Genomic DNA, 14,381 nt, shown 5'->3' with positions numbered 1-14,381 from the left:
GACGGTCGACAATGACGTCAGCATCGAACCCTGAGGTGGCCGCGCCGTACGGCACGGGCCCGAGCGCGCCGGCCAAGCCGGCGAAGCGCGTTCGCATCCACCACCTCAAGGAGCTGAAGGACCGCGGCGAGCCGTGGCCGATGCTCACCGCGTACGACATGTACACCGCCGAGCTGTTCGACGAGGCCGGGATCCCGGTCCTGCTGGTCGGCGACTCCGCATCGAACAACGTCTACGGCTATGAGTCCTCACTGCCGGTGACCGTCGACGAGATGATTCCACTCGTACGTGCGGTGACCCGGTCGGTCAAGCGGGCGCTGGTCGTGGCGGATCTGCCCTTCGGCTCCTACCAGCTGTCACCGGAACAGGCGTTGGCGACGTCCGTCCGGATGATGAAGGAGGGCCGCGCGCACGCGGTGAAGCTCGAGGGCGGGCGGGCGTTCGCGCCGCACGTCAAGGCCATCACCACGGCGGGTGTGCCGGTCATGGGCCACATCGGGTTCACCCCGCAGAGCGAGCACAACCTCGGCGGCTACCGGGTGCAGGGCCGCGGAGACGCGGCCGACGACCTGCTCGAGGACGCCATCGCCCTGCAGGAGGCCGGTGCCTTCTCCGTCGTGATGGAGATGGTGCCCGCCGAGGCCGCCAAGCGGATCACCCACGAGCTGGCGATCCCGACGATCGGCATCGGCGCCGGGCCCGACTGCGACGCGCAGGTGCTGGTCTGGCAGGACATGATGGGCCTGCGCCGGGGCAAGGCGCCGCGGTTCGTGAAGCGGTACGCCGACGTGGCCGGGGTCATGAAGGGCGCGGTCGAGCAGTTCGCGGCCGAGGTGCGGGGACGCGAGTTCCCGGCACCGGAGCACGTGTTCCACTGAGCGAACCCGGGACGCCCGCGACTTCGCGAAAGTCGCGGGCGTTCCCGTGTCGATCCGGGGCGCGCCCGTCCGACGCGTGGGCATGAGCACTCTCGCCATCAACATGTTCCTGACCCTCGACGGCGTCGCGCAGGCCCCCGGCGCGCCGGACGAGGACCGCGACTCGGGGTTCGAGCACGGCGGCTGGCAGGTCCCGCACTTCACCGAACAGCTCGCCGAGGAGATCGTCGGGCCCTGGCACGCGAACCCGGGCGCGCTGCTGCTGGGCCGCAAGACCTACGAGATCTTCGCCGCGCACTGGCCGCACGTCGGGCCCGACCACCGCGACCACGAGATCGCGAAGATCCTCAACGACACGCCGAAGTACGTGGCGTCCCGCACGCTGACCGCGCCGACCTGGGCCAACACGACCGTGCTCGGCGGCGACGTGGTCGCGGCCGTGACCGAGCTGAAGGCGAGGGACCTGGGCGAGATCCAGGTGATCGGCAGCCTCGACCTGGCGCAGACGCTGATCCGGCACGGGCTCGTCGACGAGTACCGGCTGACCGTGTTCCCGGTCGTGCTGGGCACCGGCAAGCGGCTGTTCGGCGACGGCGCCGTGCCCAGCGGGCTGAAGCTGGTGTCGGCGCGGACCGTCGACGGCGGGGTCATCGCGGCCGTGTACCGGCCGACGGGCACGCCGGAGTACGGGTCGTTCGCCTTGTGATCAGCCGCGGCCGTGGGGCTCGGTCCAGTCGGTGACCGGGCCCTTCGGCACGATCCTGGTCGGGTTGATCGCGTCGTGCGTGTAGTAGTAGTGCCGCTTGATGTGGTCGAAGTCGACCGTCTCGCCGAACCCGGGCGTCTGGTACAGGTCGCGCGCGTACGCCCACAGCACCGGCATCTCGGTCAGCTTGTTCCGGTTGCACTTGAAGTGCCCGTGGTAGACGGCGTCGAACCGGACCAGCGTCGTGAACAGGCGGATGTCGGCCTCGGTGAGCTGGTCGCCGACCAGGTACCGCTGGTTCTCCAGGCGCGCCGACAGCCGGTCCAGCTCGGCGAACAGGGCGTCGTAGGCCTCCTCGTACGCCTCCTGGCTGCCCGCGAACCCGCACCGGTACACGCCGTTGTTGACGTTGCGGAAGATCGGCTCGATGACCTCGTCGATCTCCGCGCGCAGGTGCTCCGGGTACAGGTCCGGCGCGCCGGGCCGGTGGAACTCGCGCCACTGCGTCGAGAAGTCCAGCGTGATCTGCGGGTAGTCGTTGGTGACGACCTTGCCGGACTCGACGTCCACGATCGAGGGCACCGTGAAGCGGCCGTCGAAGCCGGGATCGGTCTTCAGGTACGCCTCGGACAGGTACTCGATGCCCAGCACCGGGTCGCGGCCGTCCTCGTCGAGCGTGAACCGCCAGCCGCGTTCGTCGCGGACCGGGTCGACCACCGCGAGCGAGATGGCGTCCTCGAGGCCGAGCAGGCCGCGCACGATCAGCGCCCGGTGCGCCCACGGGCACGCCAGGCTCACGACGAGCCGGTACCGGCCGGGCTCGGCCCGCCACCCCGACGACCCGTCGGCCGTGATCCGGTCCGTGAACCGGTTCTTCTGCCGCACGAACTCGCCGCGCTTCGAGGTTTCCGCACCGAACTGCACCGTCGCCATGCCCTCGACCCTAGGCTTCGCGCATGCGCTTCTTCTACCCGCCGCTGCCCGCTCTCGAGCAGGGCATGCTCGACGTCGGCGACGGGCACCAGGTGTACTGGGAGGTCAGCGGCAACCCCGACGGCAAACCGGTCGTGTTCCTGCACGGCGGTCCCGGCGGCGGCACCTCCCCGCTGCAGCGCAGGCTGTTCGACCCGGCCGCGTACCGGATCGTGCTGTTCGACCAGCGCGGTTGCGGCCGCAGCACCCCGCACGTCGCCACCGCGGCCCCCGACGAGCACAACACGACGTGGCACCTGGTCGCCGACATGGAGAAGCTCCGCGAGCACCTCGGCATCGAGCGGTGGCAGCTGTTCGGCGGCTCCTGGGGCGCCACGCTCGCGCTCGCCTACGCCCAAACTCACCCCGATCGGGTGACCGAGATGGTGCTGCGCGGGGTGTTCATGCTGCGGCGGTCCGAGCTGGACTGGCTCTACCGCGGCGGCGCGGGCGCGCTGTTCCCGGAGGCGTGGGAGAAGTTCGCGGCCCTGGTGCCCGACGGTGACGTGCTCGAGGGCTACCGGGAACTGCTCGACGACCCCGCCCGTGCCGCGGAGGCGGTCGCCGCGTGGAGCAACTGGGAGGGCGCGATCGTGTCGCTCACCCCCAACCCGGGCCTCGCCGCCTCGTACGCGGAACCGCGGTTCGCGATCGCGTTCACCAAGCTCGCGCTGCACTACTTCGTCAACGGCGGCTGGTTCGCCGACGACCAGTTGCTGCGGGACGCCGGCAAGCTCGCGGGCATCCCGGGCCGGATCGTGCAGGGCCGCTACGACGTGGTGTGCCCGCCGGTCACCGCGTGGGAGCTGCACCGCGCGTGGCCGGACTCGACGCTGACGATCGTGCCGAGAGCCGGGCACGCCGTCACGGACCTGGGTGTCCTCGACGCGCTCATCGACGCGACCGACGAATTCCGGACCTGAGAGCCTCGTGCGCCTCGGCCAGTGACGGGCCGCACCACGTGAGGTGGCGGCCGTCGACCAGCGCGTACGGCAGGCCGGGGAACGCCTCCGGGCCGTCGTCGGCGGTGAACTCGTACGGCTCGTCCGGGAGGACCACCAGGTCGGCGCCCGCGGCGTTCAGCTCCTCGATGGACGGGCGCGGGTAGCGGTCGGCGTGGTCGGCGTACACGTTCGCCACCCCGAGCCGCAACAGCACGTCCCCGGCGAAGGTGTCGCGGCCGACCACGATCCACGGGCGCCGCCACACCGGGATCACGGCCCGCGCCCACACCGGTTCCGGGGTGCGCCACGCCTCCTCCGCGGCGACCAGCCACTCCGGTTCCGCCAGGTCCAGGCCCTGCGTGAGCAGCCTGCGCACCGATCCGAGGCCTTCCGGCACGGTCGCCGCCGCGGCCGTCACCCACACCGGGACGCCGTCCGCGCGGATGCGCGCCACGTCCTCGGGGCGGTTCTCCTCCGCGTTCGCCACCACCAGGTCCGGGCGCAGGTCCAGGACGTCATCCACGTTCGGGTACTTCGAACCACCCACGCGGGGGACGTCGAGTGACTCCGGGTGCGTGCAGTAGTCCGTCGCACCCGCCACCAGGCCGGGAGCGGTCGCCTCGATCGCGTCCGTCAGCGACGGGACCAGGCTGACCACCCGCTTCGGCGGGGACGCCAGTGGGACCGGCTCCCCCAGGTCATCGACCAGCACGCTGGGCCTCCTCCGCGAGCACGTCCGCGTGGCACGCCGCGGGTGCGCACCAGCAGCCCAGTGCCCTGCCCGCCAGCTCCGCCGGGATCCGGCGCAGCAGGGACGGGTGCTCGTGCAGCCACTCGCGGTACCGCGACACCATGGTCCCCCGGTCGCTGTCACGCAGCCCGACGAACGGGTTCGCGAACGGCGACTCCGGCCAGCTGTGCCGGTTGCCCGCGTGGCCGACGTACGTGAGCAGGCCTTCCCCGACCAGCCACGGGACCACGTGCTTGTGGGGGCCGGACTTGCGGACGTTCACCACCACCGTGTCACCGGAGAGGACCGCGAGCGCGAGCTCCCGCTCGGCCGCGGTCCACTTCTCGGCTCCCGGTGGCAGCGCGTGCATCTAGACGTCCGTGACGCGGATCCCGGCGTGCGCCTTGTAGCGCCGGTTGATCGCGATCAGGTTCGCGGTGAACGCCTCCACCTGGTGCGCGTTGCGCAAGCGGCCGCCGTACACGCCACGCATGCCGGGGATGACGTCCGCCAGGGCGCGGACCAGGTCGGTGGCTTCACGGTCGTCGCCGAGGACCAGCACGTCGGTGTCCATCTCGGCGATCGACAGGTCCGCCAGGTGCACGGCCGACACGTGGTGGAACGCGGCCGTCACCCGCGACTCGGGCAGCAGCTTCTCGGCCTGCTGCGCCGCGCTGCCCTCCTCGACGGGGAGCGCGAACGGGCCCTGCTTGTCGAAGCCGAGCGGGTTCACGCAGTCGATCACGATCTTGCCGCGCAGCTGGTCGGCCAGCGCTGCCAGCAGGTCACCGTGGCCGTCCCACGGCACCGCGACCAGCACGACGTCCGCCGCGGCGGCCGTGGTCGCGTTGTCGGCACCGGTCACGCCGTCGCCCAGCTCGGCCGCGGCCGCCTCGGCACGTTCGGCGCTGCGCGACCCGATGATGACCTTGATGCCCGCCTTCGCCCAGCGCAGCGCGAGGCCCTTGCCCTGCGGCCCGGTGCCACCGAGCACCCCCACGGTCAGGCCTGTCACGTCGGTCACAGCCACTCCTTAAGAAGCCCGCTCGAAGACGACCTTGCGCGCCTCCGCGTCCGCCTGAGTCAAACGCACCCGGATCGTTTCACCTTCCGGAAGGTCGGCATTCACACACTTGGCGATCACCGGCGGATCGGGGAGGAACACCTCGGAGCTGTTGCCCTCGGACCGCAGCACGATCGCGTCGAACTCCTGGCCGACGCGGTTGCCGAGCACCCACGCCTCCACCTGGTCGAGGCACGCCTTGTCGACCTTGTTCGCGAGCGCGTCCGACCCGGCCATCACGTCCGGCAGCGCGGGCAGCGCCTCCCGCACCCAGTCCGCCACCTCCTCACCGGCGGCGAGCGCGAGGCAGATCTCCGTGCCGAAGCGGTCGACCAGCCGCCGCAGCGGCGCGGTGACGTGCGCGTACGGGGCGGCGATGCCCGCGTGCGTGGCCGGCTCGGGGTGGTCGCCGTCGAAGACCGTGTAGCCGGCGCCGCGCAGCAGGCGGGTGGCGTCCATGAACAACGCCAGCGCCTCCGGGCGTGCCGGGTCGAGGCCGGCGAGCAGCTCGGCGGCGTCCATGTTCTTCGGCCACGTGATGCCCAGCGAACGGGCGGAGCGGCGCAGCCACTTCACGGCGCCGTTCTCCGGGTCGGGCAGCGTGCGGAGGATGCCGATCCCGGCGTCGAGCATGAGCTTCGCCGCCGCCATGCCCGTGAGCAGGGAGATCTCGGCGTTCCACGCGTCGACGTCGACGCGGGGCCGCAGCGTGAGCCGCCAGCCGTCGCCGTCGGGCTCGACCTCCTGGTCCGGCAGCTGCAGCTCGACCGCGCCGCGTTCCACCGCGCGCTCCCGCCGGAGCCTGCCGATGTCCGGCAGCACGGCCAGCGACGGGTGGGCGGTGCCGTTCTTCAGCTCGGCGTCGACCGTGTCGTAGTCGAAACGGGCCTGGGACCGGACCAGCGCGCGGTGCACGTGGGCCGCTTCGAGCTCGCCGTCGGCGTCGCAGTCCAGCGTCCACAGCGCGGCCGGGGTGACCTGTCCCGGCAGGAGGCTCGCGACCCCCTCGCTCAGCACCGGCGGGTGCAGCGGGATGGTGCCGTCCGGCAGGTAGATCGTCTGGCCGCGGCGGCGGACCTCCTGGTCCAGTGCGCCACCCGGGGTGACGAACGAACCCAGGTCCGCGATGGCGTAGTGGACGCGGAACCCGCTGCCGCGCCGCTCCACCGCCATCGCCTGGTCGAGGTCCTTCGCACCGGGCGGGTCGATGGTGACGAGCGGCAGGTCGGTGGCGTCCTTGTGCCCGTCGTGGGCCTTGTTCGCCGCCTGTGCCGCCTCCGCCAGCACGGCCGGGGGGAAGTCCGGCGACAGCGCGAACTCCTCCCGGACGTTGCCGAACCCGATCCGGTCGTTGTTCGCACGGATTACCACGAGCGGCACCCTACCGGGAGTTGGCGCCCCTCGGATCTTTGTGCGGAGTCCTGGCCTGATCAGCGGTGACCTCAGGGGAACGTGACGGCACGCAACCACTAACGCCTGCGGTCCGCCGGTGTCGCTGGGGCTGGACCAACACTTTTAAGTCCGGGGAGGCGGACTAGTCATCGTTCCAGTCCCGTTCGGACTTGTCCCAGGCTTCCGTGCGCTGCTTCGCGATCTCCAGCGCGTGTTCGGCGGTCTCGCGGTCCGGGTACGGGCCCAGCCGGTCGATCGCCGGGCACACCTCGCCGTGCTCGACCCGGTTGTGCTTCGTGCAGAAGTACCAGCCCGGGTCCGGGTTGTTGTCGGCCATGAAAAAGAGCCTACGACCAGGGACCCATCTGCGGCGCGGGGAAACCCCGCGGGGGCGTGTCCTCGTTGGCGTTGCGGTAGTCGCCGGGGATCGGGTCCAGCACGGACACCAGCACCTCGGTGTCCTCCGGGTTGTCGATGCGCCTGCCGCTGCGCTCGCGGTAGACCAGCTCACCGTCCACGTCGATCTCGACGAGGTACCCGGCCTCGGCCAGCTGGTCCTCGTCGAGGTTCACCAGCTTCTCCCGCCGGGACGGGACCACCCGGTACTCCGGCCAGTCGAGGTGCCCGAACGCCTGGTGGAACTCGGCCAGGATCTGCACCATCGCGTGCTGCCACGGCAGCGGCATGGCCTCGACCAGCGACTTCGGCATGACCACGTAGTTGGCGGGAGTGCCGGGGTGCGGGGCGGCCAGGTAGTCGCGCACCGGGGTGCTCGACGCCGGCCTGCCCATGTGCGGCGGGATCGGTTCTGGCGTGTACATGGTCATCGCGCCCCTCGGTCATACGCCCGGCCGCACGGCCTGGCCCATCAGCTCCGGCTCGCCCCAGCGGACCGGACGGATGTGCACGGGCACGCCGGTCTGCTGCGCCTCCACGATCTTGCCGTCCCCGATGTACATCGCAACGTGGTGGATGGTGTTCGGATCGCTGGTGTCGTAGCCCCAGAACAGCAGGTCACCGGGCAGCGCCTGCTCCACGGGCAGCATCGCGCCCGCCCGGTACTGCTGGCGAGAAACCCTCGGGAGAGTGATGCCGACCGAGCGGTACGCCTGCAACATCAGGCTGGAGCAGTCGAACGAGTTCTGGTGCGTGGTCGCCGCGCCCCACTGGTACGGCTTGCCCTGCTGCTTGAGCGCCCACTGGATCGCCTCGCCCGCCTGCTTCGTCGGGGCGGGCACCAGCAGGCCCGTACCCTGACCGCAGCCCGTCGGGTCCGGCACGAGGCCGACGTTGCCGATCAGGTGGGCCGCCATCGGCTCCCAGTTGTGGTACCGGTCCGGGAACGCCGACCGCTCCACGTCCTGCGCGGACTCGCCCGGCCGCTGCGTCTTCCAGCCCGGGACCTTCTCCAGGACGTCGTAGAACTTGTTGATCGCGTACACCGGGTCGGTGACCTGCGCGGGCGTGCCCCAGCCCATCGACGGGCGCATCTGGAAGATGCCGAGCGAGTCGCGGTCGCCGTAATTGAGGCTGCGCAGCCCCGACTCGGTCATGCCGGCCTGGATCGCGATCTGCCACGCCAGCGGCGGCAGCTTGCGCTGCTTGCCGATCTCGATGATCTTCGCGACCGTGCCGCGCTGCTCCTCGGTCAGCTTCGCCGCGGCCGCCGCGCCGCTGCCCGGCGGGCCCGACGTGATCGGCCCGAGGCTCGCGTTGCAGGTCAGGGACACGTTCATGGCGCGTGCCTGGTCCGCCGCCTGGTCCTGCGACACCACCTGGGTGACCGCACTGACCCCGGCGACGGCGACCGTCACGACGACCACCAGCCCTCCGACGACAATCGCGCTCTTCATCGCGGCGCCACCTCGCAGGCTCCGTGGCGCCGCGGTGTTCGATGCTTCGCTCCGCAAGCTCCGCTCATGATCAGCTCACCTGCTCGTAGAAAGCCACCCGCCAGCCGTCGGGGGTGTCGATCACCGTGATGAGCAGGTCGCCGTCGTCGGTCGGCAGTTCGACCTTGACCGAGCTCGTGAAGGACTCGACGGCCTTCGGCTCGCCCGTCACCTTCGTGGCACCGATGTTGCCCGGCTCCACCGTGGCCATCTCCGTGAGCTGCTCCTCGGTCGTGAACGGCCGCAGGTCGGCCAGCCAGTCCTCGTTGCTGACGCCCTCCGGGTGGTTCACCCAGGCGCGGCCCCACGAGTCGGCGACGTCCAGCGCGGCCGGGTCCGCGGGCGCGGACGTCGGCGCGGACGGCACCGAGGTGATCCGGGTCGGCAGGTCGCTCGCCGATCCGGTCACGCCCGGCGTGTTCGTGGTGCCGGGCGTGCTGGGTGCGGTGGTCGAGCCCTCGTTGTCCGACGACGCGGCCGCCGCCGGACCGCCGGGCCGGTCGCCGCCGGTCAGCTGCGGGACGATGATCCCGATCGCGATGACCAGCACCGCGACCACGAACACCACCATGGCGAGGTGCCGGGGCGAGCGCATGGGCCAGCCCCACAGGCGTCGGTAGACCGCGGCGCGCCCGCGGTTGGTGCGGATCGGCATGTCACCTCACCACCGCGTCGGTGTCGCGCGGTCCCTCACGCAGCGGCATCCGCCGTGGTTCGCGGCGCGGTGCGGGCTCCCGCACCTCCAGCCCCCGCGACGGCCGGTACACGACGTGCACCGGACGGCCGGCGACCATCTCGACGTCCGCGGCCCTCGGGTTGTTCCGGGGCGCCGCGACCGGCGGCGCCTCCAGCCGTCCCTCGTTCCGCACCGACGTGACCTGCGACGGGACGACCATCGCGTCCTCGCCGTACTCCCGGTCGTACACCGGGCTCGTGTCGACGACCCGGCTGCGCCGCGGCGGCAACGCACCGGCCGGATCGTTCCGCCCGCCGGGGCCGCTCGGCATGAGCACGGCGTCGCCGTCCCCGCGTGCGGGCGGCAGCCCGAGCGCACCGGTCCCGATCGGCTGCCGCCGCGTGTCGAGCCGCTCGGCGGTCGCCATGACGGGGCCCGCCGCCTCCGGCCGCGGCCTGCGCCCGGCCGGACGCGTGGTGGTCACGGTGTCGCCGGCCAGCTCCTCGTCACGCAGGTTGTCCCAGAACTCGTCCTGCGGCCCGCGCTCCGCGTCACCCTTGCGGCGGCGGAACCGGGAGAAGATGCCACCCCGGCTCGCGGTCGGCACAGAGGCGCCGACCGCGCCGACGGACAGCTCCACCATCTGCCACATCCGCTTCATCGGCCGGCCGACCAGTAGGAACACGACCGTCACGATGCCCGCGAGCAGCATCTGCACCAGCATCGACAGCTCGACGTCCGGCCCGAAGATCAGCTGCAGGAACTTGAAGTGGATGCCGGCCAGCATGGCCAGGATCAGCACGTTCAGCACGACCGCACCGACCGCGCGCCCCACCTTGCGCAGGATGTCGTGGTGGACGAGCGCCACGAGCCCGATCACCGGCGCGGCGAGCGTGAACACGCGGAGCAGCAGTTGTGCCAGCAACACGGCGAGCTTCGCGAGGAACTGGAACAACGAGTAGACGAGCGACTGGAAGAACGCCAGGAACCCCGAGCCCGTCCGGCTGCCTTCGGAGCCGTCGAAGTAGCCCTGCGCGGACCCCAGCTCACTGTAGATCTTCTGGTAGTCGGCCCGCTTGGCGGCTTCGGCCTGGTCGTTCGCGTCGTTGCCGTTCGCGAGGTCCTCCCACTTCCACGCCTGCGCGTCGAGGAGGCGACGGCCGAACTCCTCGGCCTGTGGCGCGTTCGGCTGACCGAACTCACCGCGCAGCCAGTTCTCGTAGACGATCCTGGTGTGCAGCTCCGTGGGCAGCACGTCCCGCTGGATCCGGTCGTCCTCCGGGTTCTGGAACCCGTTCTGGATGCCGGTGGTGGTCTCCACGATCAACCGGTCCACGGCGTCGTAGTTGTTCACCAGCACCAGCGTGGACGCCGCCAGCCACATGCCACCGAGGGCGAACAGACCGCGTTTCGACACCGTCGCGAGATCGCCGCGCCAGATCTGGCGGAACATCATCACCGCCAGCACCAGCATGAAGATGCTGAACAGCTGCATGTAGATGTTGTCGAAGATGGCGTTCGCGGCCGCGCCGATCTGCTGGTTCAACCCGCCGAGCACACCGCCGTTGTAGAGCGTGTAGTGCAGCGAGTTGGTGGCGCCGACGATGTTCTTGCCGAGGTTGAACAGCTCGTTGCCCAGCCAGGTGTCGATCGTGACGCTGGGGTCGCTGATCGAGATCGGCTGGTTGCAGTTCGGGTCGTAGACGTGCCACACCATGCCGGCGTAGCCGTGGTCCAGGTACGGGCTGTTCGGGTACTTCTCGTTGGTGTACGGGCCGCCCGCCTCACCGTTGCCCTGAGAGGGGTCGATCGCGCCGACCATGCCCGCGCCCGGGCGTTCCGGGAACGGGGCACAGCTGGTGTCCTCCGGCTGTGCCATGGCGGGCGATCCGACGATCGCCTGCATCCCGAGGATGCCCGCGACTATCGCGAGAGAAGCAACCCGGCCCCTACGCCTGGCCGGGTCGGGAGTACCGCGTCTTTTGCGCCGCCGTGCCGTGAGGTACAGCACGGCGGCGATCGCCACCAGGAACGTGATCATGCTGCGCCGCCTTCGCCGGCCCCGGCCGAGCCCCGGGGTGGGTGAATGCTCGCGCGCCGATGGCCGCCGTCGTCAGTCATGCGGCATCGACCCGTCCGCGTTTACCTGCTTTCTTTCCGTTGCCGGACCCGTCCGGCGGGCCGGCCGGGTCCACGTCCGTGTTGGGGTCGTCGTCGGTGAGGCCCAGTTCGAACTCCGCCTCGAGTTCGAACTCCTCGTCCGAGTAGCGGTCCTCGTCGTCGACCGTGCCGTCGCGGGGTGGTGCCTCCTCGTCGCCGGGGATTTCCGGGGCGTGCGAGTCGGCGGGCAGGACCGCGCCCGGCGCCGCGTCGCGCAGCGCGTCCGGGGTGGTGTCCATGGCGGCGCGCAGGTGGTCGAGGTGCGGGCCGGACAGGTCGATGCGGATCCGTTCCACGCCCCCGGCGCCGTCGGCGAAGATGAACTGGCGCGGCGCGGTGTCGCGGACGGTGTCGCGGTGCCCGCCGGGGCGGCGGCCCAGCGACGCCACGACCTGCTCGTACCCGGCGCCGACCGGCACCTTCAGCAGCCGCAGCGCGTCCTCCTGCGCCTGGTCGTCGTCGAGACGGCCGACGAACACCGAGTCCAGCAGCGCCACGAAACCCTGGATGCGCAGGAAGTCCGCCGGGATCTGCGACGACAGCAGCACGCGGACGTTCCACTTGCGGGAGTCACGGGCGAACCGGTTCATCAGCACGCGACCGGTCGGCACCTCCGACAGGAAGAACGCCTCGTCGATCCACACGCCCTTGCGGGTGTCCTTCGGCCGCTCGTAGATCGACCGCTGCGTCAGCCACGCCGCCAGGTTCAGCATCTCCACGCCGAGCGACTCGGCGTCGGTCCAGTGCTCGCGGCCGACCCCGTCCTTCGGCAGGGTCAGCCCGGCCATGGTCATCACGGTCAGCCGGTCGTCGCGGGTCTCGTTGTACGGGTCGGCGTCCTTCTCCGGGATGAGCAGCGACATCCGCTCCCGCATCTCGTCCAGGAAGTCCGCCACCACGACCGCGTGCTCGTGGTGCTCCGACGCGTCCCGCCGCAGCGCGTCGAACACCTGGCTCGGGTCGGCGTCGGGGCGGCCGCCGACCATGCGGACCGCGCGCAGCAGCACGATCCGGGTCTGCGGCATGCGGGCGATGTCGTACGGGAGGAGGCCGGTCAGCACGTCCAGCGCGAGACGGCGGCGGGTCGCGGCGGCGAGCGCCTTCTCCCGGCGCCACGCCCGCTCCGGGTCGTCCTCCTCGACGAAGTGCTCGAACTGCGGCTCCGCCACCACCCGGTACGGGTTGAGGATGCCGGGCTGCGCGTTCAGCAGGTTGATCGGCCGCGCGTAGGGCCGCAGCTCCGGCAGGTCGCACAGCTTCGTCAACGGGCCGGACGGGTCGAGGATCGTCCAGTGCGCGCCGGCCCGCAGCGTCTTGTAGACGATGCCGCCGCCCAGGAACGACTTGCCGCCACCGAGCCCGGCGACCATCGCGGTCAGGCCGGACCCGTCGCGGATCTCCTGCGCCATCCACGGGTCCCACGCCACCGGGCGCCGGGTCGCCGTCACGGTCTCGCCGAGCAGGATGCCCCGCCGGTCGCCGACCTCGGCCGTCGCGGTCGGGACGGCGGCCGCCGCCCACACGACCGAGCCGCGCCGCATGTACGCCGACGACGCGAGCGGCTCGCCCGGGATGAACTCGCGGGCGAGCGCGTACTGCGCCTCCGGGTGCTCGATGGCCACCTTCGGCTTGTACAGCTCCAGCACCTGCTGCGCGAGCCGGAGCGCGTCCCGCTCGGTCGGCCCGGACACGGCGAGCCGCCACCACGACCGCACCCGGGTGGCGAGCGCGGTGAAGCCCGACGTCATCTCGTCGTCGATCTCCAGCACCCGCGACGCCTGCCGGGCCAGCGACTGCGGCGGTTCCAGCTCGTGCTCGTCGGTGTAGTGCCGGACCTGCGAGCGGACCTTGTTCATCTGCCGCTGCAGCTCACCCGACACCTCCTCGGGCCGGCGCACGTAGATGCGCGCGGACCACTCCACCGAGGCGGCGAGCCGGTCCGAGTGCTGCACCCACGGGTCGTCGATCTCGGGGATCTGCAGCCCGTGCATCTGGCCGACGGTCAGCACGGCCACGTGCCGCGTCATGCCGGCGTTCGAGCCGGTGCGGCCACGCACGGTGACGGTCGGCGAGTACGGCTCCTGGTGGAAGTCGGCCGCGTCGGTGAACGACGCCAGGTCCTCCGGCTCCCACGCCGCGCCCGGCACCGCGGGCAGGTTGCGCGGGGCGGGCAGGCCCAGCGAGCACGACCGGTGCATCAGCCAGGACATCTCCTCGGCCGTCACCGGACGGCCCTCGAGGCCCGCGGAGCCGATCACCTGGTCCAGGTGCTCCACCTCGGAGTCGATGGCGAGCAGCTCGGCGTCCACCGCGGCCGGGAAGATCTTCCGCAGCAGCGGCGCGGCACGCTCGACCGCGCGGTCGACCATGTTGCGGGTCTGCACCTGGACGCCCAGGTACACCTCCTTCTCCGCCATCGACCGGCCGAGCAGCTGCTGCTGCTCACCGATCAGGTAGTCGTCGAAGGACAGCGCGCCCGGCGCGTCGGGCAGGCGGTTGACCGCGTTGTGCACGTGCGCCTCGGCCCACATGCGGATCGGGTACGGCCGGGTCGTGACGCGCAGGTGCAGCCACCGGCCGTGCAGCTCGGCGTACTGGCCCGCGATGGCCGCGATGAGGTCCTGGCGCTGCGAGTCCGAGCGGAACGACCAGCGCTGGGGCGCGAGCCGGTACCACGCGAACACGTCGGTGCCGTTGCGTAGCAGGTGGCCGTCGATGCTCCGTGCGGCGATCGACGGGGTGTACGTGGGAATGGACTGCTCCCCTGGGAGACGTCGGTTGCGCTTGCTGTCGGCGGCGGGTCGGTACTGCGCCGGCTGTTGTCTCACCTGTCTCGCCATGGGTGGGTCGGGCAGGTCGTGCTCCGGTGCCGCGTGCCGGCCCCGGTGGAGCTGTTGCTGCTGTGGTTGCTGACGCCGGACGGGGGGCATCCCGGTGGCCGGTGCCATCGGCGGGTACGGAGCGTGCG

The 14,381-nt window shown here is 71.5% G+C and carries 14 protein-coding genes; 3 read left to right on the top strand and 11 right to left on the bottom strand.

Annotated elements, in window-relative coordinates; all coding sequences use genetic code 11:
• The first annotated feature begins 11 nt into the window (after positions 1-11).
• Entirely contained in the window at positions 12-878 is an 867-nt protein-coding gene (gene panB / locus ACYQ77_RS42420; RefSeq protein ID WP_459722884.1) for a 3-methyl-2-oxobutanoate hydroxymethyltransferase, read from the top strand.
• An 82-nt stretch (positions 879-960) separates the two neighbouring features.
• The gene (locus ACYQ77_RS42415; protein WP_459722882.1) at positions 961-1,584 is read left to right on the top strand and encodes a dihydrofolate reductase family protein; all 624 of its coding nucleotides are present in this window, start codon (positions 961-963) and stop codon (positions 1,582-1,584) included.
• Here the strand turns inward: ACYQ77_RS42415 and ACYQ77_RS42410 are convergent, their stop codons facing one another.
• Positions 1,585-2,517 carry a glutathione S-transferase family protein gene (locus ACYQ77_RS42410; RefSeq protein WP_459722880.1) on the bottom strand — a complete coding sequence of 311 codons (933 nt, stop codon included), beginning with the start codon at positions 2,515-2,517 and terminating at the stop codon, positions 1,585-1,587.
• A 23-nt stretch (positions 2,518-2,540) separates the two neighbouring features.
• Between ACYQ77_RS42410 and pip the strand changes: the two genes are divergently transcribed.
• On the top strand, positions 2,541-3,479 hold the full coding sequence (gene pip, locus ACYQ77_RS42405; RefSeq protein WP_459722878.1) for a prolyl aminopeptidase: 939 nt from the start codon (positions 2,541-2,543) through the stop codon (positions 3,477-3,479).
• Here pip and ACYQ77_RS42400 read toward each other — a convergent pair.
• The 10 genes from ACYQ77_RS42400 to ACYQ77_RS42355 form a co-directional block, all read right to left on the bottom strand.
• Positions 3,448-4,209, bottom strand: coding sequence for a helical backbone metal receptor (locus ACYQ77_RS42400; protein WP_459722930.1), 762 nt, complete (start codon positions 4,207-4,209; stop codon positions 3,448-3,450). The genes pip and ACYQ77_RS42400 overlap by 32 nt on opposite strands.
• Positions 4,199-4,600 (bottom strand): DUF4326 domain-containing protein, encoded by a 402-nt coding sequence (locus tag ACYQ77_RS42395; RefSeq protein WP_459722876.1) that lies wholly within the window; start codon positions 4,598-4,600, stop codon positions 4,199-4,201. Before ACYQ77_RS42395 ends, ACYQ77_RS42400 begins: the two co-directional genes overlap by 11 nt.
• Positions 4,601-5,254, bottom strand: a complete 654-nt coding sequence (gene npdG / locus ACYQ77_RS42390) for an NADPH-dependent F420 reductase (protein WP_459722875.1) — start codon at positions 5,252-5,254, stop codon at positions 4,601-4,603.
• A gap of 9 nt (positions 5,255-5,263) precedes the next feature.
• Positions 5,264-6,673: an RNB domain-containing ribonuclease gene (locus ACYQ77_RS42385; RefSeq protein ID WP_459722873.1), complete on the bottom strand. Its 1,410-nt coding sequence runs from the start codon at positions 6,671-6,673 to the stop codon at positions 5,264-5,266.
• Positions 6,674-6,827: 154 nt separating this feature from the next.
• Positions 6,828-7,022 (bottom strand): hypothetical protein, encoded by a 195-nt coding sequence (locus tag ACYQ77_RS42380; RefSeq protein ID WP_459722870.1) that lies wholly within the window; start codon positions 7,020-7,022, stop codon positions 6,828-6,830.
• 10 nt (positions 7,023-7,032) lie between these two features.
• Positions 7,033-7,506 carry a hypothetical protein gene (locus ACYQ77_RS42375; protein WP_459722869.1) on the bottom strand — a complete coding sequence of 158 codons (474 nt, stop codon included), beginning with the start codon at positions 7,504-7,506 and terminating at the stop codon, positions 7,033-7,035.
• 18 nt (positions 7,507-7,524) lie between these two features.
• Entirely contained in the window at positions 7,525-8,538 is a 1,014-nt protein-coding gene (locus tag ACYQ77_RS42370) for a C40 family peptidase (RefSeq protein WP_459722868.1), read from the bottom strand.
• Positions 8,539-8,608: 70 nt separating this feature from the next.
• Positions 8,609-9,232 carry a hypothetical protein gene (locus tag ACYQ77_RS42365; RefSeq protein WP_459722865.1) on the bottom strand — a complete coding sequence of 208 codons (624 nt, stop codon included), beginning with the start codon at positions 9,230-9,232 and terminating at the stop codon, positions 8,609-8,611.
• A 1-nt stretch (position 9,233) separates the two neighbouring features.
• Positions 9,234-11,294 (bottom strand): magnesium transporter, encoded by a 2,061-nt coding sequence (locus ACYQ77_RS42360; protein ID WP_459722864.1) that lies wholly within the window; start codon positions 11,292-11,294, stop codon positions 9,234-9,236.
• 76 nt (positions 11,295-11,370) lie between these two features.
• Positions 11,371-14,241: an ATP-binding protein gene (locus ACYQ77_RS42355; RefSeq protein ID WP_459722861.1), complete on the bottom strand. Its 2,871-nt coding sequence runs from the start codon at positions 14,239-14,241 to the stop codon at positions 11,371-11,373.
• Positions 14,242-14,381: the final 140 nt, after the last annotated feature.

It is taken from the genome of Actinophytocola sp. KF-1 (assembly GCF_054661535.1).
The sequence above is the reverse complement of the archived record's forward strand: the minus strand, read 5'-3'. Positions and strand labels throughout refer to the sequence as shown.

Bases quoted from the DNA above. Each gene is read 5' to 3' on its own strand.
- panB (WP_459722884.1), top strand. From the start codon at position 12: ATGACGTCAGCATCGAACCCTGAGGTGGCCGCGCCGTACGGCACGGGC.
- ACYQ77_RS42415 (WP_459722882.1), top strand. From the start codon at position 961: ATGAGCACTCTCGCCATCAACATGTTCCTGACCCTCGACGGCGTCGCG.
- ACYQ77_RS42410 (WP_459722880.1), bottom strand. From the start codon at position 2,517: ATGGCGACGGTGCAGTTCGGTGCGGAAACCTCGAAGCGCGGCGAGTTC.
- pip (WP_459722878.1), top strand. From the start codon at position 2,541: ATGCGCTTCTTCTACCCGCCGCTGCCCGCTCTCGAGCAGGGCATGCTC.
- ACYQ77_RS42395 (WP_459722876.1), bottom strand. From the start codon at position 4,600: ATGCACGCGCTGCCACCGGGAGCCGAGAAGTGGACCGCGGCCGAGCGG.
- ACYQ77_RS42380 (WP_459722870.1), bottom strand. From the start codon at position 7,022: ATGGCCGACAACAACCCGGACCCGGGCTGGTACTTCTGCACGAAGCAC.
- ACYQ77_RS42375 (WP_459722869.1), bottom strand. From the start codon at position 7,506: ATGTACACGCCAGAACCGATCCCGCCGCACATGGGCAGGCCGGCGTCG.
- ACYQ77_RS42370 (WP_459722868.1), bottom strand. From the start codon at position 8,538: ATGAAGAGCGCGATTGTCGTCGGAGGGCTGGTGGTCGTCGTGACGGTC.
- ACYQ77_RS42365 (WP_459722865.1), bottom strand. From the start codon at position 9,232: ATGCCGATCCGCACCAACCGCGGGCGCGCCGCGGTCTACCGACGCCTG.
- ACYQ77_RS42360 (WP_459722864.1), bottom strand. From the start codon at position 11,294: ATGATCACGTTCCTGGTGGCGATCGCCGCCGTGCTGTACCTCACGGCA.